Consider the following 20,763-nt stretch of genomic DNA (forward strand, 5'->3'; position numbering starts at 1 on the left):
TACGTTGCACAAGAACCCTGCAAACCGGAAACGTCGCTCTGGTCCAGCTTTTCAGCTGATACCGGCGCTCTCATCCACTGCCACAATAACAATTGGTAACAAGTCTAGCACGGACAGGCTCCATGCCTTAATCGGGGGGTTAAAGCGGATGGTCCCCCACCTTTCGGTGCGGGACCATCCCCTCGTAAGGCTCTACCGGAGTTGGTTACCGGAAGTCGTTGCCCAGGTCGTAGTCATCCAGCGGGATGGCGTGGAACTCGGGAGCTCCGTCACCGCCCAGGGTGTCGTACGAGAAGTCACTGAATGCGCTGGGGCCGGTGAACAGGTTGGCCTTTGCTTCCTCAGTGGGCTCGACGGTGACCTCGGTGTAGCGCGGGAGGCCCGTGCCGGCCGGGATCAGCTTACCGATGATGACATTCTCCTTCAGGCCCAGCAGCGGATCGCTCTTGCCTTCCATGGCCGCCTGCGTCAGGACGCGGGTGGTCTCCTGGAAGGAAGCTGCGGACAACCAGGACTCGGTGGCCAGCGACGCCTTGGTGATGCCCATGAGCTCCGGACGTCCGGAAGCCGGAGTCTTGCCCTCGGACACAACGCGCCGGTTCGCTTCCTCGAACCGGCTGCGCTCGGCGAGTTCGCCGGGCAGCAGGTCCGATTCACCGGACTCGATGACCGTGACGCGGCGCAGCATCTGGCGGACGATAACCTCGACGTGCTTGTCGTGGATACCGATGCCCTGGCTGCGGTACACGCCCTGGACTTCGTCCACCAGGAACTTCTGTGCCGCACGCGGACCCATGATGCGCAGGACCTGCTTGGGGTCCACCGGGCCGTTGATCAGCTTCTGTCCGACGGAGACGTGGTCGCCGTCTTCGATCAGCAGGCGTGAACGGCGCAGGACCGGGTAAGCGATCTCTTCCGTTCCGTCATCCGGGGTGATGACCAGGCGCATCTGGCGCTCGGACTCTTCGATGGTGATGCGGCCGGCTGCTTCAGCAATCGGGGCGACACCCTTCGGAGTACGGGCTTCGAAGAGCTCCTGGATACGGGGCAGACCCTGGGTGATGTCGTCGCCGCCGCTGGCGGAAACTGCACCACCGGTGTGGAACGTACGCATGGTCAGCTGGGTACCGGGTTCACCGATGGACTGTGCGGCGATGATGCCCACGGCCTCGCCGATGTCCACGGTCTTGCCGGTGGCAAGCGAACGGCCGTAGCACAGGGCGCAGGTGCCGACGCTGGACTCACAGGTGAGTACGGAGCGGACCTTGACCTCGGTGATGCCTGCCTTGAAGAGCTCGGCGATGACGACGTCGCCGCAGTCGGTGCCGGCGGCTGCGAGGACGTTGCCCTCGGAGTCCACGACGTCGACGGCGAGCGTACGTGCGTAGGCGCTGTTCTCGACGTTCTCGTCCAGGACGAGCTCACCGTTGGAGTCGGCGACGGCGATGGGCGTGACCAGGCCACGCTCGGTGCCGCAGTCTTCTTCGCGGACGATTACGTCCTGGGAGACGTCCACCAGACGACGGGTCAGGTAACCCGAGTTGGCGGTACGCAGAGCGGTATCGGCCAGGCCCTTACGGGCGCCGTGGGTGGCGATGAAGTATTCCAGCACCGACAGGCCCTCACGGTAGGAGGACTTGATGGGGCGCGGGATGATCTCGCCCTTCGGGTTGGCCACCAGGCCACGGATACCCGCGATCTGGCGGACCTGCATCCAGTTACCACGTGCACCGGAGGACACCATGCGGTTGATGGTGTTCATCGGGGACAGGCTGTCACGCATTGCCTGGGCGATCTCGTTGGTTGCCTTGTTCCAGATCTCGATCAGTTCCTGGCGGCGCTCGTCGTCGTCGATCAGGCCCTTGTCGTACTGGCCCTGGATCTTGGCGGCCCGCTCTTCGTACCCGGCAAGGATTTCCGGCTTGGCGGCCGGGACCTCGATGTCGGAGATGGCGACGGTGACGCCCGAACGGGTGGCCCAGTAGAAACCGGCATCCTTCAGGTTGTCCAGCGTTGCTGCGGTGACGACCTTCGGGTAGCGCTCGGCAAGGTCGTTGACGATGCGGGACAGTTCGCCCTTGTCGGCAACAGCCTCAACCCAGGGGTAGTCCTCGGGCAGGGTCTCGTTGAAGAGGACCTGGCCCAGGGAGGTCTGGACGAGTGCGGGCTGACCCGGCTCCCAGCCTTCCGGAGCTTCCCAGCCGGCGTAGGGCACGAAGCCTTCGAGGCGGATCTTGACCTGCGAGTTCAGGTGCAGCTCGCGGGCATCGAACGCCATGATGGCTTCCGAAACCGAACCGAAGATGCGGCCTTCGCCGGCTGAACCGACACGCTTTGTGGTCAGGTGGTAAAGGCCGATGATCATATCCTGCGAAGGCAGGGTGACCGGGCGTCCGTCGGAGGGCTTCAGGATGTTGTTCGAGGACAGCATCAGGATGCGGGCCTCAGCCTGCGCCTCGGGGCTCAGCGGCAGGTGCACTGCCATCTGGTCGCCGTCGAAGTCGGCGTTGAACGCGCCACAAACCAGCGGGTGAAGCTGGATTGCCTTGCCTTCGACAAGCTGCGGCTCGAACGCCTGGATGCCCAGGCGGTGCAGGGTAGGTGCACGGTTGAGCAGCACCGGGTGTTCGGTGATGATCTCTTCGAGCACGTCCCAGACCTGCGGGCGGTAGCGCTCCACCATCCGCTTGGCCGACTTGATGTTCTGGGCGTGGTTGAGGTCAACCAGGCGCTTCATCACGAACGGCTTGAAGAGCTCCAGGGCCATCTGCTTGGGCAGGCCGCACTGGTGCAGCTTCAGCTGCGGGCCGACGACGATGACCGAACGGCCGGAGTAGTCGACGCGCTTGCCGAGGAGGTTCTGGCGGAAACGGCCCTGCTTGCCCTTGAGCATGTCGCTCAGGGACTTCAGCGGACGGTTGCCCGGTCCGGTGACCGGACGGCCGCGGCGGCCGTTGTCGAAGAGGCTGTCAACAGCTTCCTGAAGCATGCGCTTCTCGTTGTTGACGATGATCTCCGGAGCACCCAGGTCAAGCAGGCGCTTGAGGCGGTTGTTGCGGTTGATCACGCGGCGGTACAGGTCGTTGAGGTCGGAGGTCGCGAAGCGGCCACCGTCCAGCTGGACCATGGGGCGCAGTTCCGGCGGGATCACCGGGACGGCGTCGAGGACCATGCCAAGCGGGCTGTTGTTGGTGGTCAGGAACGCGTTGACCACCTTCAGGCGCTTGAGGGCGCGGGTCTTGCGCTGGCCCTTGCCGTTGGCGATGACGTCGCGCAGCAGGTCGGACTCGGCCTGCATGTCGAAGTTCTCAAGGCGCTTCTTGATGGCTTCGGCACCCATGGAGCCCTCGAAGTACATGCCGTAGCGGTCCCGCAGTTCGCGGTACAGGCCTTCGTCACCTTCGAGGTCGGCGACCTTCAGGTTCTTGAAGCGGTCCCAGACCTGCTCGAGGCGCTCGATGTCGGCGTCGGCACGCTTGCGCACGTTGGCCATCTGGCGGTCGGCGGAGTCGCGGGCCTTCTTCTTGTCGGCAGCCTTGGCGCCTTCGCCTTCGAGGCGTGCGATTTCGCCTTCGAGGTCGCGGGCGATCGCGGCGATGTCGGCATCGCGGTTGTCGATCAGCTGCTTCTTCTCGATGTCGTGCTCAACCTGCAGGTTGGGCAATTCCTCGTGGCGGGCAGCTTCGTCGACGCTGGTGATCATGTAGGCGGCGAAGTAGATGACCTTTTCGAGGTCCTTCGGGGCCAGGTCAAGGAGGTAGCCCAGGCGGGACGGAACACCCTTGAAGTACCAGATGTGCGTGACGGGGGCGGCCAGTTCGATGTGGCCCATGCGCTCACGGCGGACCTTGGCGCGGGTGACTTCAACGCCACAGCGCTCACAGATGATGCCCTTGAAGCGCACGCGCTTGTACTTGCCGCAGTAGCATTCCCAGTCCCGGGACGGGCCGAAGATCTTCTCGCAGAAGAGGCCGTCCTTCTCGGGCTTGAGCGTGCGGTAGTTGATGGTTTCCGGCTTCTTAACCTCGCCGTACGACCAGCCGCGGATGTCTTCCGCGGTGGCGAGGCCGATCTGCATGAGGCCGAAGGAGGATTCGCTGGACATATGGTCCCTGTTCTCTCTTGTTCTCTAAATTCTGAAGTCTTGGTGCGGGATGAGGGAGGGGGCGTACGACGGCGGGTGGTCACCCGCCGTCGCAAACCTCCTGCTAGACCTCTTCTACGGAGCTGGGCTCTGCGCGAGACAGATCGATGCCCAGTTCCTCCGCAGCCGTGAAGACTGCGTCATCAGAGTCACGCATTTCAATTGTGGTTCCGTCCGTGGAAAGGACTTCCACGTTCAGGCACAGCGACTGCATTTCCTTGATCAAGACCTTGAAGGATTCGGGAACGCCCGGCTCGGGGATGTTCTCGCCCTTGACGATCGCTTCGTAGACCTTCACACGACCGTGGATGTCATCCGACTTGATCGTGAGGAGTTCCTGGAGCGTGTAGGCGGCGCCGTAAGCTTCGAGCGCCCACACTTCCATTTCACCGAAGCGCTGGCCACCGAACTGTGCCTTACCACCCAGGGGCTGCTGCGTGATCATGGAGTACGGGCCGGTGGAGCGTGCGTGGATCTTGTCGTCCACCAGGTGGTGGAGCTTCAGGATGTACATGTAGCCGACCGAGATCGGGTCCGGGAACGGCTCGCCGGAGCGGCCGTCAAACAGGCGGGTCTTGCCGGAGGAGTTGATCAGGCGCTCACCATCGCGGGTCACGTTGGTGGAATCCAGCAGGCCCGTGATTTCCTCTTCGCGGGCACCGTCGAACACCGGCGTTGCAACAGTGGTGGGACCACTCTCGCGCGGCAGGTTCGGCAACTGCTTGACCCACTCGGGCTCGCCTTCGATCTTCCAACCGGTCTTGGCAACCCAGCCAAGGTGGGTTTCGAGCACCTGGCCCACGTTCATACGGCCCGGAACACCCAGCGGGTTCAGGACGATGTCAACGGGGGTGCCGTCGGCAAGGAAGGGCATGTCCTCAACGGGGAGGATCTTGGAGATAACACCCTTGTTGCCGTGGCGGCCGGCGAGCTTGTCGCCGTCGGTGATCTTGCGCTTGGCGGCCACGTAGACGCGGACCAGCTGGTTCACGCCCGGGGGCAGCTCGTCGTCGTTGTCGCGGTCGAAGACGCGGACGCCGATGACGGTGCCGGACTCGCCGTGGGGCACCTTCAGGGAGGTGTCGCGGACTTCGCGGGACTTCTCACCGAAGATGGCGCGCAGCAGGCGCTCTTCCGGGGTCAGTTCGGTTTCACCCTTCGGGGTGACCTTTCCAACCAGGATGTCCCCTGCTTCAACCTCGGCACCGATGTGGATGATGCCGCGCTCGTCCAGGCCTGCCAGGACTTCCTCGGACACGTTGGGGATGTCACGGGTGATTTCCTCGGCACCAAGCTTGGTGTCGCGGGCATCGATCTCGTGCTCCTCGATGTGGATGGAGGAAAGGACGTCCTCGGCAACGATGCGCTGCGAGAGGATGATGGCGTCCTCGAAGTTGTGGCCTTCCCATGACATGAATGCCACGAGCAGGTTCTTGCCCAGTGCGAGCTCGCCCTGGTCCGTTGCCGGGCCGTCGGCGATGATGCCGCCAACTTCCAGGCGCTGGCCTTCGTTCACCAGGACGCGGTGGTTGTAGCAGTTGCCCTGGTTGGAGCGGGCGAACTTGTTGATGCGGTAGTTGGTCTCGGTGCCGTCGTCGTTGAGCATGATGACGAGCTCGGCGGAAACCTCGGTGACCACACCCGCCTTCTTGGCGATGACAACGTCACCGGCGTCGACGGCGGCAGCGCGCTCCATGCCGGTGCCCACGAACGGGGCCTCGGAACGGACCAGCGGCACAGCCTGGCGCTGCATGTTGGCACCCATGAGTGCGCGGTTGGCGTCGTCGTGCTCCAGGAACGGGATCAGGGCGGTAGCCACGGACACCATCTGGCGCGGGGAGACGTCCATGAACTCAACGTCCGCGGCCGGAACCAGGACGGGCTCGCCCCCACCACCACGGGCACGGACCAGCACGGTGTCTTCAGCGAACTTGTTGTTCTCGTCCAGCGGCGCGTTGGCCTGGGCGATCAGGACCTCGGCCTCGTCGTCGGCTGTCAGGTACTGGACGTCGTCGGACACGACGCCGTCCTTGACCAGGCGGTACGGGGTTTCGATGAACCCGAACGGGTTGATGCGTCCGTAGGATGCCAGCGAACCGATCAGGCCGATGTTGGGGCCTTCAGGGGTTTCGATGGGGCACATACGTCCGTAGTGGGACGGGTGCACGTCACGGACTTCCATGCCGGCGCGGTCACGGGACAGACCACCGGGGCCAAGGGCCGACAGGCGGCGCTTGTGGGTCAGGCCCGAGAGCGGGTTGTTCTGGTCCATGAACTGCGACAGCTGGGAGGTTCCGAAGAACTCCTTGATGGCTGCGACCACGGGGCGGATGTTGATCAGGGTCTGCGGCGTGATGGCCTCGACGTCCTGGGTGGTCATACGCTCGCGGACAACGCGCTCCATGCGGGACAGGCCCGTGCGGACCTGGTTCTCGATGAGCTCGCCGACGGCGCGGATGCGGCGGTTGCCGAAGTGGTCGATGTCGTCGATTTCGACGCGCAGGTCCACTTCCTGGCCATCGCGGGTGCCCTTGATGGTCTTCTCGCCGGCGTGCAGCGCGACGAGGAACTTGATCATGGCAACGATGTCTTCAACGTGCAGGACAGAAGCTTCCTTGTCGCCAAGGGAGCGGTCGATGCCCAGCTTGCGGTTGATCTTGTAGCGGCCAACCTTGGCCAGATCGTAGCGCTTGGAGTTGAAGTACAGGTTGTCCAGCAGGGACTGGGCAGCCTCGACGGTGGGCGGCTCGCCCGGACGCAGCTTGCGGTAGATGTCCAGCAGGGCGTCTTCGCGGGTCTCGGTGGCGTCCTTCTCCAGGGTTGCCCGCATGGAGTCGTACTGGCCGAACTCTTCGAGGATCTGGCCTTCGGTCCAGCCAAGGGCCTTCAGCAGGACGGTGACGGACTGCTTGCGCTTGCGGTCGAGGCGGACACCGACCTGGTCGCGCTTGTCGATCTCGAGCTCAAACCAGGCACCGCGGGAAGGGATGATCTTCGCGGTGAAGATGTCCTTGTCGCTGGTCTTGTCAGCGGCGCGCTCGAAGTAGGCGCCCGGGGAACGGACCAGCTGGGAGACGACGACACGCTCGGTGCCGTTGACGACAAAGGTGCCCTTCTCGGTCATCAGCGGGAAGTCACCCATGAACACGGTCTGCTGCTTGATTTCGCCCGTGTTGTTGTTCATGAACTCGGCCTTGACGTACAGAGGAGCCGAGTACGTTGCGTCCCGGTCCTTGCATTCGGCCATGGTGTACTTGGGGTCAGCGAACTCCGGATCGGAGAAGCTCAGGGACATAGTGCCCTGGAAATCCTCGATCGGGGAGATCTCTTCGAAGATGTCCGACAGGCCGGACGTGGTGGCGACGCTGAGATCGTTTTCTTCGACAGCCTTTGCCACGCGTGCCTGCCAGCGCTCATTGCCGACCAGCCAGTCAAAGCTGTCCGTCTGCAGGGCAAGCAGATTCGGAACGTCAAGAGGTTCGTGAATCTTTGCGAATGAGAGCCGGCGAGTGGCACCATCAGTGCTGTCGGCAGTGTTAGCGGTTTCGTTATTAGAGGTGCTCGAGGCGACCAAGAGGGATCCTTCCACAGACCTTCAGGCGTTTTCAGATCTCCCCCGCTGTGCACCCTGCGGAGTGACTCCGCAGCGCTACCATCCGGTTCCGCTATATGACCCGGGACCTGATACTGACTATGCTGTGACCGTTGTTACGGCACGTTGATTGCCAGCTGCCAGGCAAAGCCCACCGCTATATGAAGGCTGAAGGTAAACAGGGAAGACGCAAATATCTACGATACGGCAAAATAACCTACGTGTCTACCCCACATCCGGCCGGATTGCAAGCACCTGATTTTTGGGGATCCCTAGGGCGCCGCCCGGATACTAGAGCCTGAGCGTGACGCCCGCCGCCGTGCAAGCCGCGGAGTTGGCGAAGACGGCGTCCCGCACCGCGTCCTGGGACTCCGGCGCCGGCTTGGCTCCGGCCTCCGCCGCGGATGAGTGGTCGATGGCCAGCAGGCTCAGGGAGGCAAACAGTCCCTGCAGATCCCCGGAGACAGTGTCCTTGGCGTCCTGGGCCTTCAGGTACACGTCCTCATAGCCCTTGGAGTCAGTGGGTGCAACAGCGGAGTAATCCGCCACCAGCCTGTTGAAGAGCTCGCAGGCTTCCCGGGTTCCGCCCGCCCTGGCACCCTGGCTTGCCGTGCCGCCGGTGGCCAGGGGGCTGCTGCCGGCCGCATCCCGGGTCTGCTCCGGCGATGCGGTCGACTGGACCGATTCCGCCGGCGCCGGGGTGGACACCGAGCAGCCTGCCATCATTCCGCCCGCCAGTAAGGCCGTGGCGGCCGTGGCTGCCGCGATAGATGTCGTCTTCACTGTGTCGCTCCGTCCGTCCCGGCTCCGGACCATCTGTCCCCCTGCAAAGCATGTGCCCCTGCAAAGCCTCGCCGTCCACCCTACGCAAGAGGCCGCCGTCGTGCACAACGCTGCCGATGGGGACCTCTCCCCTGCCGCGTGTGGAACGAACTGATTCAGGAATGCACATAGGGGTTCCAGCGTTTGAATAGTTGGGTGACCAGGGTCACGATAGCCTTGGTGGCTTACACCGGAACCGGACTGAAAGTGAAAACCATGGGCAACTCTCCCGACAACAGTGACGTTGTCATCCTCGGGGCAGCACGGACTCCGCAGGGCCGGATCAACGGCCAGCTCTCGAGTCTCACCGCCGTGGACCTTGGCGCCCACGCCATCAAAGCCGCACTGGAATCCAGCGGCGTCGGCACCGGCGACGTGGAGGCCGTGATCATGGGCCAGGTGCTTCAGGCCGGTGCGGGGCAGAATCCAGCGCGGCAGAGCGCCGTCGGCGCCGGCATCGGCTGGAACGTCCCCGCCGTCACAGTCAATAAGGTGTGTCTTTCAGGCCTGACGGCGGTGATCGACGCCGCCCGGATGATCCGTGCCGGCGAGGCCGCGGTGGTGGTGGCCGGCGGCCAGGAGTCGATGAGCCGGGCGCCGCACCTGCTCCCGGGGTCCCGCCAGGGATGGACGTACGGCTCCATCCAGGCGCTGGACGCTGCCGCCCATGACGGCTTGACCGATGCCTTCGACGGGCAGTCCATGGGCCTGTCCACGGAAACACGGAACCTCACGCTGGGCATTGACCGCACGTCGCAGGACAACGTTGCCGCCCAGTCCCACCAGCGCGCGGCGCTGGCGGCAAAGAACGGAACGTTCGACGGCGAGATCGCACCCATCAGCGTGAAGCAGCGCAAGGGCGAGCCCCTGGTGGTGGATTCCGACGAGGGCGTCCGCCCCAACACCTCGGTGGAGTCGCTGGCAGGCCTGCGCGCAGCGTTCGTCACCGATGGCACCATCACCGCCGGTAACTCCTCTCCCCTGTCCGACGGCGCCGCCGCCCTGGTGCTCGCATCCCGAGGCTACGCGGAGGAGAACGGGCTGGAGTACCTGGCCGTGGTGGGAAAGCCGGGACAGGTGGCCGGCCCTGACAACTCGCTGCATTCCCAGCCGTCAAACGCCATCATGAACGCCTTGGGCAAGGCCGGGTGGAGCACTGCGGACCTTGACTTCATCGAGATCAACGAGGCCTTCGGGTCCGTGGCGGTACAGTCCCTGAAGGACCTGGACTACCCCCTGGAAAAGTGCAACATACACGGCGGTGCCATCGCGCTGGGACATCCGATCGGGGCCTCGGGCGCACGGCTGGCGGCCCATGCGGCCCATGAGCTGAAACGGCGCGGAACGGGCAAAGCCGCCGTGTCCCTCTGCGGCGGGGGCGGGCAGGGCGAGGCCCTCCTGCTGTACCGCGACTGATGGCGGGCGCATCCGGAAACGGAACGGACGGCGTCGGACGGGAACGCTTCCTGGCCGACGCCGCGGCCCGCGGCCTGCAGGTTGACGTGGTGCAGCGCCCGGCAGCAAAGAGCCTCGAAGAGGCAGCCGGCATCCTGGGCATCAGCCCGGCCGACATCGTCAAATCCCTGGTGGTCAGGCACAAGGACGGCACCTTTTTGTTCGCCCTGGTCCCGGGCGACCGGCAGATCTCCTGGCCCAAGCTCCGCGCCCTGGTAGGCGTCAACAAGCTGTCCCTCCCGCCCGCCGCTGCCGCGCTGGAGGCAACCGGCTATGAGCGGGGCACCATCACTCCGCTGGGGAGCACCACCGCCTGGCCGGTCTATGCCGACGCCACGATCACTGGGCGACGGATCTCCATGGGGGCCGGCGCCCATGGCTACAGTGCGTTCGTTGACGCCGATGCCCTGACCGCAGCCCTGGACGCGGTTGTGGCGGATATCAGCGACCCCGCGTAACGCGGGAGACCCGTTTAAAGCAGGAAACCCCGCCCACCGGAGTGGACGGGGTTTCCTGAGGAAAAGGCGTTGTTACTTGAGGGTAACGGTGGCGCCTGCAGCCTCGAGCTGCTCCTTGGCCTTCTCGGCAGCTTCCTTGTTGGCGCCTTCGAGGACAGCCTTGGGGGCACCGTCAACCAGGTCCTTGGCTTCCTTGAGGCCGAGGGAGGTGATGGCGCGAACTTCCTTGATGACTGCGATCTTCTTGTCGCCGGCAGCTTCGAGGATGACGTCGAAGTCGGTCTTCTCTTCAACCTCTTCAGCAGCTCCGCCACCGGCGGGGCCGGCAACTGCAACAGCAGCGGCGGTAACTTCGAAGGTCTCTTCGAAGAGCTTGACGAACTCGGAGAGCTCGATGATGGTCAGTTCCTTGAAAGCTTCAATGAGCTCTTCGTTGCTGAGCTTCGCCATGGTAGGCGTCCTTCCTGTTGTGGTGTCCGCAATGGCGCATGGCCTGAGGGGCACCGGAGTCTGGTGGGGGTAAGAGAATCAGTTCTCTTCGGCAGCGGGAGCTTCAGCGGCAGCTTCAGCTTCAGCGGCGGGGGCTTCTTCAGCGGCGGGCGCTTCGGCAGCTGCCGGTGCACCGTTCTCTTCTTCAAGCTTGAGGCGCAGTGCGTCGATGATGCGTGCAGCTGCGGCGGCCGGTGCCTTGAGGACACCTGCAACCTTGGCGAGCTGCAGCTCACGGGACTCGAGGGCAGCAAGTGCGGCAACCTCGGTGGCGTCCAGGGCCTTGCCCTCGAAGTAACCGGTCTTGATGACCAGCTGCTTGTTGGCCTTGGCAAAATCCGTCAGGCTCTTGGCAGCGGCAACTGCGTCACCCTTGATGAACGCGATTGCAGTGGGGCCGGCAAGCTGGCCGTCGAATGCTTCGACGCCGGCTTCCTTGGCTGCAATGGCGGTCAGGGTGTTCTTGACGACCGCGAACTTGGTGTCCTGGCCGAGAGAAACACGCAGCTGCTTGAGCTGTGCAACGGTGAGCCCGCGGTATTCGGTCAGGACAGCGGCGTTCGATTCCTTGAAATCGTTAGTGATCTCAGCTACTGCTGAAACCTTGGTAGGCGTTGCCATAACCCTCCTTCCGGGGATAGTGCCGGTATTCGACGGTCCCCGCTCAAGAGAGCTAAAACTAAAAACGCCCCGCGCAGATGCACGGGGCTTGGCTCAACACGGCTGTACCGCGGAGCTTTGCTTCGTTCACCTGCGCCGGCCGCCCTGCGTTGAGGGTCCTTCGTCCGGAAACCCACTGTGGCCTCCGGAGCACAACTGCAGAGTTGAGCCATGTTCAGGAGAGTGGATTTCCAACAACCGACGGTCTTTGGTACTCCCAGCTTACGCGAGGCGTTGCCGCTCCGCCAAATCGGGGGCTCAGCTGGTACTGGTGTGCAACGTGGGGAGCTCTTTTTGCCAGATCCCGGTGACGCCGGCCGTCTGGAAGCCGAGCTGCCTGTTGACGGTCAGGAGGTACCGGTTCTCCGGCGCGTTCCAGGTGTAGATGATGCGGGCGTCAGGAAACTGCTCGCTGAGCCGCTCCATGTTGGCCACCTTAATCAGCAGGCCCAGCTTGTTGCCGCGGTGTTCCTGCAGCACCAGGGTGTCGTCCTGGAACACGACGTCGGCCCGGTGCGCCAGCACGGTGATGGTGGTCAGTCCCACCAGGGCTCCGGTGGCGATGTGCTCGACGGCGGTGACCACCGTTCTGCGGCCCTGCGCGATGGCGACGTCCTCCGCCTCCCGCAGGATGCCGCCGTCGAACACCATCTCCTGCTCAACGGGCGCGTCCAGCGAGGGATCCAAATCGGCCCCGGCCTGGTTTTCCAGGACGGCCACGGCCTCCAGCCAGCGTTCCGGGCAGCGGTCGGTCCAGTGGTGCAGCCTGTACCTGCCGTTGTTTGCTTCGTCGGCCTCAGCCTGGAGGTCCGCCACCAGCTTGCTGTCCAGCGGCAAGCGGCAGGAGCTGAACTGCTCGATGTGCTGCAGCGTGTATCCGGTCTTCTGCGCGAACTCCACTTCGCGGCTCTCCAGCGGCACGAACCCCTGGCCGGTACCGGGAACCAGCAGGGCCTGTTCAAACTCAGACAGGGACGCGCCGGGGTGGTTGGTGTCCACCAGGATCATGCTGCGCCCTTCCCCCCTTGCCAGTTGTTCGGCTGCCTCCAGCAGCCGCCGTCCCACGCCCTGCCGCTGGTACTCGGGGAGGATGTCCAAAGTGAGTTCGGCGAGGTCCAGGTGGTCAGTCAGCGGCAGTGCAATGTCCACCGTTCCGACAATGGTGCCATCCACCTTGGCCACGAGGATCAGCTGGCGCTCATACGGATCCGCGAACTCAAGCAGCTTCTCCAGTGGACCGTAAGCCAGATCGTCGCTGCCCCACGTGGCCATCCGCACCTTGCGGCCGACTTCGACGGCGGCAAGGAAGTCCGCTGCGTCGGGGGTGTCCAGTGAGTCGGGGATCCAAAGCTGCTCGATCTTTACGTCTATTGCCATTCGGGCATCATCCCAGCCGTTTCTGCCACTCACCTTCATAGCCAGCGGGCCTGAATCCAAGTGCGGTATTTATCGCCAGCATATGCTGGTTTTCGCTGGCATTCCATGTCAGGACCGAGCGCGCCCGGGGCCACTTTTCCTGTGCGCGGCGGAGGTTGGCCACCTTGACCAGCATGCCCAGCCGGTGGCCGCGGTGTTCCTCCGAGACCAGGGTGTCCTGCTGGAGCAGCGACCCCGGCACCAGCGGCCGCCAGGTCAGGACGGTATAGGCCACCAGCTCACCGGTGCGGGGGTGCAGGGCCGCCGCCACGGATGAGTGCACGCCGCTCCTGGCCAGCGCCTGCTCATCGTCCCGGACGCGGGCGGCGTCCCAGTCCTCGCGTTCCCAGTCCATCCCGGCGGTGGGCGCATCGGTGCTCATTTGTGCCCGCAGGGCGGCGTACCGGGCGATCAACGGGTCCGGACAGTGCACGTCCCAGGCCGTCAGCCCATAATGGCCGGCGTGGCTGAGGGCATCAGCCTCCAGCCGCGCCAGCAGTTGTCCCGGAACGGGGAGGTCGAGCCGGCTGGAACGCTCCACCTGTTCCAGCCGGTACCCGGCGGACAGGGCGAAGGAGGTGGCCGGGTCAGCCAAAGGAAGTCCCCCGGCCCGCGACATGGCAGGTACCAGCGGACCCGCGTCATCCACCAGGCGGGCAGGGAGTTCAAAGTAGCCATCCAGCGACGTCCGGTTGTTGGCGCGGGCCACCTTCTCCGCGTGGTCAAGGAGCCGCCGCCCCAGCCCGCGCCGCCGGAAGGCCGGCGCCACCAGGACGTTGATCCCTGCCGTGGCGGTGTTCTCCCGCAGGGGCAGCGTCACCGAACACATGCCCACCGGTTCCTTGCCCAGCCGGGCGACAAAGAGGTGCCGCGCCTCGTATGCGGTGCCGCGCCAGTGTTCCACCTCCTCCGCGTAGGTGTAGCCACGGTCAAGGTCGCCCCATGTCTGCAGTTCGTGCGCTTCCCGCATTGACTGGCAGTCGTTGAAGTCCTGAAAGTCGCTGCCGCCCTCGGTTGACGGAGGAACAACGACGGCGGAAATCACCAGGGCGTTCGGCTGCGTCATTCCCCAAGCGTAGCCAGCCGTGGACGGCTGTCGAGGGTGCGCAAGCGGCCTTTAACGCCTGAAGGGACCGCCCGGCTGGTAGCCGGACGGTCCCTTCAGAAGTGCCGGAAGGCACGGGACGCTGCTGAGGATTTACGCCTCGGTGAGCACCTTGGTGACGTTGGGGTCAACGGAGATGCCCGGGCCGAACGTGGTGGCCACGGTGGCCTTCTGGATGTAGCGGCCCTTGGATGCGGACGGCTTGAGGCGAAGGACCTCTTCCAGTGCGGCTGCGTAGTTCTCGGCCAGCTTCACGGCGTCGAAGGAAACCTTGCCGATGATGAAGTGCAGGTTGGAGTGCTTGTCGACGCGGAAGTCGATCTTTCCACCCTTGATGTCGTTGACGGCCTTGGTGACGTCGGGGGTCACGGTGCCCGTCTTGGGGTTCGGCATCAGGTTACGCGGACCCAGGACCTTACCGAGGCGGCCAACCTTGCCCATGAGGTCAGGGGTGGCAACGGCGGCGTCGAAGTCGGTCCAGCCGGCGGCGATCTTTTCGATCAGGTCGTCGGAACCAACGAAGTCGGCGCCGGCTGCGATTGCGGCCTCAGCCTTGTCGCCCGTGGCGAAGACCAGGACGCGGGCCGTCTTACCGGTGCCGTGGGGCAGGTTGACGGTGCCGCGGACCATCTGGTCGGCCTTGCGGGGGTCAACGCCGAGGCGGAAGGCAACCTCAACCGTGGCGTCGAACTTGGACGGGTTGGTGTCCTTGGCCAGCGTTACTGCCTCGAACGGCGCGTAGTGCTTCTCCGCGTCGATCTTGGCGGCTGCTGCCTCATATGCTTTGCTGCGCTTTGCCATGCTGCTTATTTCTCCTTGTGCAGTTGTGGTCTGCGGACCGCGCTGGGCCCTGCCACAGTCGGTGATCCGGTTCGTTATCCGGCCCGGATGACCAACATTTCAATGTGTTTGGTGCCGGTGTCCCGGCGGTGCCGCCCGTCGTCGTCAACTACCTGACGCTGGACAGCGGGAAGGGTGGTTAGCCCTCGACGGTGATGCCCATGGAGCGGGCGGTGCCGGCGATGATCTTCGCTGCGCCTTCGAGGCTGGTGGCGTTGAGGTCTTCCATCTTGGTGGAGGCGATCTCGTTGACCTGGGCCTGGGTCAGCTTGGCAACCTTGACGGTGTGCGGAGTTGCTGAACCCTTGGCGACGCCTGCAGCCTTCTTGATGAGTTCTGCAGCCGGCGGGGTCTTGGTAATGAACGTGAAGGAACGGTCTTCGTAGACCGTGATTTCCACGGGGATGACGTTTCCGCGCTGGGCTTCCGTCGCAGCGTTGTACGCCTTGCAGAATTCCATGATGTTGACACCGTGCTGGCCAAGCGCAGGACCGATCGGCGGGGCCGGGTTGGCGGCACCTGCCTGGATCTGCAGCTTGATGAGGCCGGTGACCTTCTTCTTGGGAGCCAATGTAGGGTCCTTCTCTCAATAACGTCCTGGGGCACAGGAGCGTGCCTCAGGTTTTTGGCCGCCATGGCAAGGCGGCCGGCCGTTCCGGTGCAGCTAAGCGGGCGGCGCCGGGACGAATTCTAGGATTCTCAGATCTTGGTGACCTGGTTGAACGCCAGGGTGACGGGCGTTTCGCGCTCGAAGATGGAGACCAGCACCACGAGGGTCTGGGACTCGGGCTTGATCTCGGAGATCGTGGCGGGAAGGGTCTCGAAGGGACCTTCCTTGACGATGACGGATTCACCGACCTCGAAGTCGACGGCCACGGGAGCCTGGTTCTGCTTGTTGACCGGCTTGCCCTTCTCGGCTTGTTCCTCTTCGAAGACAGGGGCGAGCATGGAGAAGACCTCGTCAAGGCGCAGCGGGACCGGGTTGTGGGCGTTGCCCACGAATCCGGTGACGCCGGGGGTGTGGCGGACGGCGCCCCAGGAGGCGTCGGTCAGGTCCATGCGGACCAGGACGTAGCCGGGGATGCGGACGCGGTTGATCACCTTGCGCTGGGCGTTCTTGATCTCCACGACTTCTTCCATGGGCACCTGGATTTCGAAGATGTAATCTTCCATGTCCAGGGTCTGGATGCGGGTTTCAAGGTTGGCCTTCACGCGGTTTTCGTAACCTGCGTACGAGTGGATGACGTACCAGTCACCTTCCTGGCGGCGCAGCTTGGCCTTGAACTCCTCAGCGGGATCCACGGCTGCAGCTGCTGCCGCGGCGGCGAGGGCGTCGGCGGACTCGTCTTCCCCGTCAGCGTCTGATGCATCGCCTTCGGCAGCAACTACCACGTCGGAGGCGGCGTCGTCGGATTCGGGCGTGGAGGACTCAACCTCGGACTCTTCACCGGCTTCTGCCGTGACGTCCGGGGATTCTTCCAGCCCCGTCTCGGTTACCTCGAGCTCCTGCTCAGACACTTGGTCTCCTGCTTCCTCATTGCCTAACATGCCTATTTAAATGGCTCAATCCCGCACACCGGCGCATCCCTTCCGGTTTTCCGGATGGAACACGCGGCCTGCGGACTGTGCAGCCTTAGCTGTCCCTGGGGCCGGTACCGCCGAAGATCCAGCTGACAGCGGTTCCGAAACCAATGTCCAGCAGGCTGACGATGACCATCATGATGGCCACGAACACCAGCACCACGAGCGTGTAGTTGATCAGTTCCTTGCGGGTGGGGGCAACAACCTTCTTCAGTTCGCCGATAATCTGGCGGACAAAGAGTGCAATGCGGGCGAAGAAGTTTGCCTTGGCTTCCTTCTTAGCTGGGCGGCCCTTGGAGCTGCTGGCAGCTGTTTCGGTCACCTGGTCCTCGCTCATCTTTGCAATGGTGGATTACCCGGCCCTGATCAGAACCATGGTTGCTGCGCCTGCCCCGGGCTTTCGCCCGGAGCAGCTTGCGCAGGGCAGACAGGACTCGAACCTGCAACCTGCGGTTTTGGAGACCGCTGCGCTACCAATTGCGCCACTACCCTATGGAGTGAATTCCACTCTTTGACGACCCAACACCAGCTTGAACTGGGGCGCACGTCATCATCCGTGTTTCAACACCGGTGAACCAGTCTACGCAAGAACTTCGCGTAGGTAAAACCAGCCCGGCCCGGTCCGTCCGAAGTCCGGCCTGAAAGGTTCTGCGCAGGGCAGTCATAAATCAAAACCGGCTCCCCGGAGGGTCCGGTGAACAGCATAGAGTAGAACTCGTCGAATCCCACATTCCAGCCACCCGGCTGCAAGCGAAGAACGGACCTGCCATGTCTGCCGCCCGCGTTTCCCAACGCATTTCCGCAATTGCCGAATCCGCAACCCTGGCCGTCGATGCCAAGGCCAAGGCGCTGAAGGCAGCTGGCCGGCCCGTTATTGGCTTCGGCGCGGGTGAACCCGACTTCCCCACCCCGGACTACATCGTGCAGGCGGCAATCGAGGCTGCGGGGCAGCCCAAGTTCCACCGCTACTCCCCCGCCGGCGGCCTGCCCGAGCTGAAGAAGGCCATCGCCGAGAAGACCCTCCGCGATTCCGGCTACCAGGTGGACCCCTCCCAGGTCCTGGTCACCAACGGCGGCAAGCAGGCCGTCTACAACACCTTCGCCACCCTGGTGGATCCGGGCGACGAAGTCATCGTTCCCACCCCGTTCTGGACCACATACCCGGAGGCTATCCGGCTCGCCGGCGGCGTCCCCGTGGAGGTTTTCGCCGGCCCCGAACAGGATTACCTGGTGACCGTCGAACAGCTCGAAGCAGCCGTGACGGACCGCACCAAGATCCTGCTGTTCGTCTCGCCGTCGAACCCCACCGGCGCCGTCTACTCCCCTGAGCAGGTGGCGGAAATCGGCAAGTGGGCCGCCGCCAAGGGCCTGTGGGTGGTCACGGACGAAATCTATGAGCACCTGACCTACGACGGCGTGCCGTTCACGTCGATCGCCACCGCGGCCCCCGAACTGGGCGACAAGGTGGTCATCCTCAACGGCGTTGCCAAGACGTACGCCATGACCGGGTGGCGCGTGGGCTGGATGATCGGCCCGGCCGACGTCATCAAGGCTGCCACCAACCTGCAGTCGCACGCCACCTCCAACGTGTCCAACATCATGCAGATCGCCGCCCTCGCCGCCGTGTCCGGTCCGCTGACCGCCGTGGACGAAATGAAGGTTGCGTTCGACCGCCGGCGCAAGGCGATCGTGGCAGGACTGAACGCGATCGACGGAGTGGAATGCCCGACGCCGAAGGGCGCCTTCTACGTGTACGCGGACGTCCGTGCCCTGCTGGGCAAGGAATTCCCGACCGCGTCCGGTACGGCCACGCCGCAGACCTCCGCGGAACTGGCCTCGCTCATCCTTGACGAGGTTGAGGTGGCAGTGGTTCCCGGCGAAGCCTTCGGCCCCTCGGGCTACCTGCGCCTGTCCTACGCCCTGGGCGACGACGACCTCGCCACGGGCGTCCAGCGCCTGCAGGACTTCCTGGGCAAGGCCCAGTAGTCGCTCCATCACCTTCCGCAGGAACAACCCAAACGCCCCATCACCTTCCGCAGGAATAAACCAAACGCCCCATCACCTGGTGATGGGGCGTTTGGTTTTAAGGCCCGAAAGATGATGGGGCGTTTGGGTTTAAGGCGCAGGATCTGATGGGGCGTCTAGAGGAGGCGGCGCTCGGCTGCCCACTTGGTCAGTTCGTGGCGGCTTGAGAGCTGGAGCTTGCGCAGCACGGCTGACACGTGGGTCTCCACCGTCTTGATGCTGATGAAGAGCTCCTTGGCCACCTCCTTGTAGCTGTAGCCGCGGGCGATGAGGCGCATGACCTCAAGTTCCCGGGCGGAGAGCTTGTCCAGCTCGTCATCGGCAATATCCGCAGGAGCGGTGCCGAAGGCGTCCAGGACGAACCCGGCAAGGCGTGGGGAGAAGACCGCGTCGCCGCCGGCCACCCGGAACACGGCGTCGGTAATCTCGGCACCGGAGATGGTCTTGGTGACGTATCCGCGGGCACCAGCGCGGATGACGGCCACCACGTCCTCCGCAGCGTCGGAGACGCTTAATGCCAGGAACCGGGTGGTGGACAGGAGCGCGGCGGAGCCGGCGATGACTTCCCGGCCGCCGCCGCCCAGTCCTCCGGGCAGGTGGACATCGAGAAGAACGACGTCGGGCCGCTGCTGGGCGATCACGGCAATGGCCTGTTCAACGGTGGCGGCCTCCCCCACCACCTGGATGCCGGCGTCGAGGTCAGCTTTCAGCCCGGACCGGAAGATGGCGTGATCGTCCACGATGACCACCCTCACGGAGTTTGCCGGCCGGGCGCTTCCGGTACTTGTCCCCTGGGTCGTGTTCATGATTTTCCTTCCGCGTGTTCTGCTGCAGCCGGCAGCCTCAGGCGGACCTCGGTACCGTCCCCCGTGCTGAGGATGGCCGCCGAGCCGCCATGCCGTTTCATCCTGCCGATGATCGATTCCCTGATACCGAGGCGGTCCGCCGGGACGTCCCCCAGCTGGAAACCGGGTCCCCTGTCCTTGATGAAGATCTCAGCCTGCCCGTCCGATGCCTCAAGGTAGACCGAGACGGTTCCGCCGCCGTGCCGCGAGGCGTTGAGCATGGCCTCCCGGCTTGCCTGGACCAGGGCTTCGTGCGCCTCGGTCATGGCGGCGTCACCCACGGTGACCACCTCCACGGCGTTGCCAAGCAGGTCCTCCACCTCCGCCGCAACAGCCTTGATCCGGTCTGAAAGCTGTCCGCTTTCACGGCCGGGGTCCTGGAACAGCCAGCCGCGCAGCTCGCGTTCCTGGGCACGGGCCAGGCGGACCACGTCATGCTCGTTGCCGGCGCGCCGCTGGATCAGGGCCAGTGTCTGCAGCACGGAATCGTGGAGGTGGGCAGCGATCTCCGCCCGTTCCGTCTCCCGGATCCGGCCGGCTCGTTCCGATTCCAGGTCCCGCCAGAACTTCAGCGCCCACGGCAACAGGACCAGCACCACGCCGCCCAGGACGGCCACGGACGCCAACAGCGCCAGCCAGGTCTGTTCCCAGGAGCCCGAGCCGGACACCATCACCAGGACCCCGGCCACCACCAGCGCCAGTCCTGCAGCGAGCCTGCCCCACCCGCCGGCCTGGTCCGCTTTGGTCTTGTCCACCAGCCCTGCGCGGCGCGTCTCATCCAGCTGCATCCAGGCGATCGACGCGCCGCCCAGCACAGCTGCAGCCGGGATCAGCGTCCCCAGGGACACGTCCACGCCCAGCATCTGGGCAATCATGATGCCGGCCACCAGCAGGAGCCCGCAGCCCAGCAGGATTTCCTTGCCGTACCGCATCCCGCGCGCCCGGAACCAAGGGGGCTCTCCGGAGGCTCCCGCTCCGGCCGGAACGGGCCCATCGGCACCTGCTGTTGTTCCGCCGTCGGACGCCGTCTCCTGCGCCGGCTGGGCCTGCTGCTGCTGGCCCGGTCCCAGCTGGCTGACGGCGGGAGCAATGGGCGACGCCGGCCGGCGGGCGTTGCGGCGCGCGGCCTCATCCGCGGTGGGCACCATGATCCAGAGCCATGCGTAGAAGACCAGGCCGGCCCCGCCGGCGAAGGAGGCGAGGACCATGCCCAGCCGGACATTCTTGACCGGCCAGCCCAGGTGCGCGGCGAGGCCGGAGCAGACGCCGGCGATGACACGGTCGCTGCTCCGTGCCAGGGGCGGGCGCACCGGGAGGGTTGTCATGGATCA

General features: G+C 64.6%; 16 protein-coding genes and 1 tRNA gene. 3 read left to right on the forward strand and 14 right to left on the reverse strand.

What is annotated here, in order from left to right:
* Positions 1-205: 205 nt before the first annotated feature.
* The 3 genes from LDO86_RS14240 to LDO86_RS14250 all read right to left on the reverse strand — a co-directional run bounded on the left by LDO86_RS14240 (position 206) and on the right by LDO86_RS14250 (position 8,519).
* On the reverse strand, positions 206-4,105 hold the full coding sequence (locus LDO86_RS14240; protein ID WP_018769128.1) for a DNA-directed RNA polymerase subunit beta': 3,900 nt from the start codon (positions 4,103-4,105) through the stop codon (positions 206-208).
* Positions 4,106-4,208: 103 nt separating this feature from the next.
* The gene (gene rpoB / locus LDO86_RS14245; protein ID WP_018769127.1) at positions 4,209-7,718 is read right to left on the reverse strand and encodes a DNA-directed RNA polymerase subunit beta; all 3,510 of its coding nucleotides are present in this window, start codon (positions 7,716-7,718) and stop codon (positions 4,209-4,211) included.
* Between the two features lie 309 nt (positions 7,719-8,027).
* Positions 8,028-8,519, reverse strand: a complete 492-nt coding sequence (locus LDO86_RS14250; protein ID WP_026265739.1) for a hypothetical protein — start codon at positions 8,517-8,519, stop codon at positions 8,028-8,030.
* Positions 8,520-8,774: 255 nt separating this feature from the next.
* On the opposite strand from LDO86_RS14250, the gene LDO86_RS14255 reads away from it, so the two are divergent.
* Entirely contained in the window at positions 8,775-9,974 is a 1,200-nt protein-coding gene (locus LDO86_RS14255; protein ID WP_026265738.1) for an acetyl-CoA C-acetyltransferase, read from the forward strand.
* Positions 9,974-10,471 carry a YbaK/EbsC family protein gene (locus tag LDO86_RS14260; protein WP_018769124.1) on the forward strand — a complete coding sequence of 166 codons (498 nt, stop codon included), beginning with the start codon at positions 9,974-9,976 and terminating at the stop codon, positions 10,469-10,471. Before LDO86_RS14255 ends, LDO86_RS14260 begins: the two co-directional genes overlap by 1 nt.
* Before the next feature lie 72 nt (positions 10,472-10,543).
* Here LDO86_RS14260 and rplL read toward each other — a convergent pair whose 3' ends face one another.
* From rplL to LDO86_RS14305, 9 genes are all read right to left on the reverse strand, one after another.
* Positions 10,544-10,921, reverse strand: coding sequence for a 50S ribosomal protein L7/L12 (gene rplL / locus LDO86_RS14265; protein WP_018769123.1), 378 nt, complete (start codon positions 10,919-10,921; stop codon positions 10,544-10,546).
* A gap of 78 nt (positions 10,922-10,999) precedes the next feature.
* Positions 11,000-11,581 (reverse strand): 50S ribosomal protein L10, encoded by a 582-nt coding sequence (rplJ, locus tag LDO86_RS14270; RefSeq protein WP_018769122.1) that lies wholly within the window; start codon positions 11,579-11,581, stop codon positions 11,000-11,002.
* Positions 11,582-11,878: 297 nt separating this feature from the next.
* A complete protein-coding gene (locus LDO86_RS14275; RefSeq protein WP_018769121.1) occupies positions 11,879-12,997 on the reverse strand; it encodes a GNAT family N-acetyltransferase in 1,119 nt (372 codons plus the stop codon).
* Positions 12,998-13,004: 7 nt separating this feature from the next.
* Positions 13,005-14,102, reverse strand: a complete 1,098-nt coding sequence (locus LDO86_RS14280) for a GNAT family N-acetyltransferase (protein WP_018769120.1) — start codon at positions 14,100-14,102, stop codon at positions 13,005-13,007.
* Between the two features lie 132 nt (positions 14,103-14,234).
* Positions 14,235-14,942 (reverse strand): 50S ribosomal protein L1, encoded by a 708-nt coding sequence (rplA, locus tag LDO86_RS14285; protein ID WP_018769119.1) that lies wholly within the window; start codon positions 14,940-14,942, stop codon positions 14,235-14,237.
* A gap of 178 nt (positions 14,943-15,120) precedes the next feature.
* Complete coding sequence (rplK, locus tag LDO86_RS14290; protein WP_003803853.1) at positions 15,121-15,552, reverse strand: 50S ribosomal protein L11; 432 nt, start codon at positions 15,550-15,552, stop codon at positions 15,121-15,123.
* 128 nt (positions 15,553-15,680) lie between these two features.
* Entirely contained in the window at positions 15,681-16,499 is an 819-nt protein-coding gene (gene nusG, locus LDO86_RS14295) for a transcription termination/antitermination protein NusG (RefSeq protein WP_018769118.1), read from the reverse strand.
* 115 nt (positions 16,500-16,614) lie between these two features.
* Complete coding sequence (gene secE / locus LDO86_RS14300) at positions 16,615-16,899, reverse strand: preprotein translocase subunit SecE (protein ID WP_018769117.1); 285 nt, start codon at positions 16,897-16,899, stop codon at positions 16,615-16,617.
* Between the two features lie 82 nt (positions 16,900-16,981).
* Positions 16,982-17,054: transfer RNA gene (locus LDO86_RS14305), tRNA-Trp, on the reverse strand.
* Positions 17,055-17,330: 276 nt separating this feature from the next.
* Here LDO86_RS14305 and LDO86_RS14310 point away from each other — a divergent pair.
* On the forward strand, positions 17,331-18,548 hold the full coding sequence (locus LDO86_RS14310; protein ID WP_018769116.1) for a pyridoxal phosphate-dependent aminotransferase: 1,218 nt from the start codon (positions 17,331-17,333) through the stop codon (positions 18,546-18,548).
* A 155-nt stretch (positions 18,549-18,703) separates the two neighbouring features.
* Here LDO86_RS14310 and LDO86_RS14315 read toward each other — a convergent pair whose 3' ends face one another.
* Together LDO86_RS14315 and LDO86_RS14320 are read right to left on the reverse strand one after the other, a co-directional pair.
* On the reverse strand, positions 18,704-19,393 hold the full coding sequence (locus LDO86_RS14315; RefSeq protein ID WP_018769115.1) for a response regulator transcription factor: 690 nt from the start codon (positions 19,391-19,393) through the stop codon (positions 18,704-18,706).
* The gene (locus LDO86_RS14320; RefSeq protein ID WP_018769114.1) at positions 19,390-20,757 is read right to left on the reverse strand and encodes an ATP-binding protein; all 1,368 of its coding nucleotides are present in this window, start codon (positions 20,755-20,757) and stop codon (positions 19,390-19,392) included. Before LDO86_RS14320 ends, LDO86_RS14315 begins: the two co-directional genes overlap by 4 nt.
* Positions 20,758-20,763 lie beyond the last annotated feature (6 nt).

The sequence above is a fragment of the Arthrobacter sp. StoSoilB19 genome (assembly GCF_019977275.1).
Lineage (GTDB): Bacteria > Actinomycetota > Actinomycetes > Actinomycetales > Micrococcaceae > Arthrobacter.

Bases quoted from the DNA above. Each gene is read 5' to 3' on its own strand.
- LDO86_RS14315 (WP_018769115.1), bottom strand. From the start codon at position 19,393: ATGAACACGACCCAGGGGACAAGTACCGGAAGCGCCCGGCCGGCAAAC.
- LDO86_RS14320 (WP_018769114.1), bottom strand. From the start codon at position 20,757: ATGACAACCCTCCCGGTGCGCCCGCCCCTGGCACGGAGCAGCGACCGT.
- LDO86_RS14275 (WP_018769121.1), bottom strand. From the start codon at position 12,997: ATGGCAATAGACGTAAAGATCGAGCAGCTTTGGATCCCCGACTCACTG.
- LDO86_RS14260 (WP_018769124.1), top strand. From the start codon at position 9,974: ATGGCGGGCGCATCCGGAAACGGAACGGACGGCGTCGGACGGGAACGC.
- secE (WP_018769117.1), bottom strand. From the start codon at position 16,899: ATGAGCGAGGACCAGGTGACCGAAACAGCTGCCAGCAGCTCCAAGGGC.
- LDO86_RS14240 (WP_018769128.1), bottom strand. From the start codon at position 4,105: ATGTCCAGCGAATCCTCCTTCGGCCTCATGCAGATCGGCCTCGCCACC.
- rplJ (WP_018769122.1), bottom strand. From the start codon at position 11,581: ATGGCAACGCCTACCAAGGTTTCAGCAGTAGCTGAGATCACTAACGAT.
- LDO86_RS14280 (WP_018769120.1), bottom strand. From the start codon at position 14,102: ATGACGCAGCCGAACGCCCTGGTGATTTCCGCCGTCGTTGTTCCTCCG.
- rplL (WP_018769123.1), bottom strand. From the start codon at position 10,921: ATGGCGAAGCTCAGCAACGAAGAGCTCATTGAAGCTTTCAAGGAACTG.
- rplA (WP_018769119.1), bottom strand. From the start codon at position 14,942: ATGGCAAAGCGCAGCAAAGCATATGAGGCAGCAGCCGCCAAGATCGAC.
- LDO86_RS14310 (WP_018769116.1), top strand. From the start codon at position 17,331: ATGTCTGCCGCCCGCGTTTCCCAACGCATTTCCGCAATTGCCGAATCC.
- LDO86_RS14255 (WP_026265738.1), top strand. From the start codon at position 8,775: ATGGGCAACTCTCCCGACAACAGTGACGTTGTCATCCTCGGGGCAGCA.